The organism is Citrobacter amalonaticus, from assembly GCF_037053465.1.
GTDB lineage: Bacteria > Pseudomonadota > Gammaproteobacteria > Enterobacterales > Enterobacteriaceae > Citrobacter_A > Citrobacter_A amalonaticus_H.
Genome location: NZ_JBALIF010000045.1, coordinates 1 through 2,292, shown reverse-complemented (window position 1 = coordinate 2,292; position 2,292 = coordinate 1). Strand labels below are relative to the sequence as shown.

The 2,292-nt window shown below is 62.8% G+C and carries 1 protein-coding gene; it reads right to left on the bottom strand.

Annotated elements, in window-relative coordinates; translation table 11 throughout:
• Positions 1-2,292: DUF6531 domain-containing protein (locus WB371_RS23605; protein WP_336222370.1), on the bottom strand; the 2,292-nt coding region annotated here is incomplete at both ends.

Here is a 2,292-nt window from a genome sequence, read left to right as displayed (position 1 = left end):
GTAGCGCCGCTGTTCGCTGTGACAGCCGAATACCCGCTCCGCTTCCCGGTGCAGTTTGTCCCGCGTCAGCTCCACCATCACATGACCGCCCAGGCCGACGCCGATAAGATGCCCGCTGCCGTACCGCTGCCAGCCGGCCTGCGGCAGCGCGCCATATTGCGTCTGTTGCTCGTTACCCAGCCTGTCGTAGCGGTGGCGGACGTTGTGCTGCCAGATGGCTTCGCCACCGGCGTTATACACTGTCTGCACTTCTTCAGCGATACGTCCGCCCGCGTCATAGCGCCAGCTGACACCGCTGGTGTCGTCCCGCACTTCAGCCGTCTGACCCGCGTCAGTGTACCGGTAGTGCTGTGTCCGGGTGTCACCATCCACGTCAGTGCTGTGCAGCCGGATAAGCTGTCCTGCATCATCGTACTGATAATGGTGGGTGATATCCCCGTCCTGGCGCAGTATCAGCTGGCCGGCAACGTCATAGCGCCAGCGCTGCGTTCTGCCGTCAAACGCCACCTCCTCCGTCAGCCGGTCCATGTCGTCATAGCTGAACCGGTACGGACGCCGGTTTTCGTTGGTGATGGCGGTGAGCCGCCCGGCCTGGTCGTAATGGTATTCCCGTACCAGCCCGCCCTGGCGGGTTTCAGTGAGATGCCCGCGTTTGTCACGCGTCAGAAGCTGTTCACTGCCGTCCGGGAAAATCACCGCGATAAGGTCACCCGCACGGTTGTGGCGGTAACGGGTGGTTCGTCCTTCTGCGTCGGTGGTACTGATACGGTTGCCGCGCGCGTCGTATTCATGCGTCAGGTGGCTGCCTTCCTCACCGCGAATTTCGGTCAGGTTGCCCCACAGGTCGTACGTGTAAGTGGTTTTATAACCGCTGCAGTCGGTATAACTGACAAGCTGGCCGTAATGGCTCCATTGCAGTAGTTTTTTGCCGCCTGCGGCATCTTCGATTTCCACCGGCAGGTCGTCTGTGACTCCGGCATAACGGTAGCGGGTGATACCGCCGCCTGCCGCTGTCTGCGCGGTTATCCGGCCCAGAGAGTCATAGTCGTTACGGGTGGTGGTGCCGTCCGGGTACAGCGTGGCGATAAGCTGGCCCTGGCGGTTATAGTCAAAACGGGTCTCTTTTCCGTCCGGCCCCTTGATACTGCTGACGTCACCGCTGACCACATCCGGCGCATACGTGGTCTTTCTGCCGAGCGGGTCAGTGACAGCCGTCAGTCGCCCGCTGGCGTCATACTTTTTCTGTTCGCTGCTGCCGTCCGGATGGTCGGTTCTGACCACCCGCTTTAAGCCGCCTTCACCTTCGGTGTGATACGTCCGTTGCCTGCCGTCGCTCCAGGTGACAAGGGTCTGGTCCGGCTGGTAGTCAAAGCGATAGTCCAGCCCCTGGCCGTCTTCGGTTATCTGACGTACCGCCCGGCCTTTATCGTCGTAGTCATACGCCGTCGCCGGGCGTCCGGTATGCCGCTGCCCGGCCATCAGTCCCGCACGGGCAGGGTGGTAAGCAAAGGCGCGGACCTCCGTGCCGCTGCGGTCAGACACGCTGACCAGCTCGCCACGACCGCTGTAACCGTAACGCGCCAGCGGCTGCTCCGGCACATCCTGCCCGCCATCACGCGTCAGCCACACGGCTGCCAGCCGGACGCCGCTGTCTTTCTCCGTTCCGGCAATCGCCTGTATCAGCTCCAGCCGGTAATGTCGCCCGCTGCCGTCCGTGACGCCGGTGATACGCCCTGCAAATTCACCTTCCTGCGCCCGCGACAGTACCACGGTGCGTCCGAAGCGGTCGCGCTGCATCTGCAACAGCTGACGGCCCGGCTGCACCGCACCTTCATGGCTGAATATCCACCAGGGTCCCGTCGGGTCGCTGGTCACAAAGTACAGCTCAGGATGACGCCGTGCATCTTCCGTCAGCGTCTGCCACAGCGGCTGCAGCACGTCCGCCTGTCCGCCCTCCAGAACGCCGGCACCGCCACGCACTATCCACAGCTTCTCGCTGCGGCTGTACGTCAGTTCACCGGCACTGAGCGGGTCGAAGGTGATACTGCGGCCTTTGTCGTCGTTGAATATCAGTGTGTCAGCCTTCACCAGCAGGCTGACTTCTGCCGCCTGGCTCCAGCCGGGGCCGAACAGTCCCACCGGCGCAGGCGTCGGCGTCTGATAACTGGAATAACTGCGGCTGATAACGAAGGGCATGGGACCGGGCAGCGCGACATCCACTTCACCGGGTAAGACTTTGGCACCAAGGACGGGGTTAACCGGGTCGCCTTCGGTGACGCCGCCGGGACATAC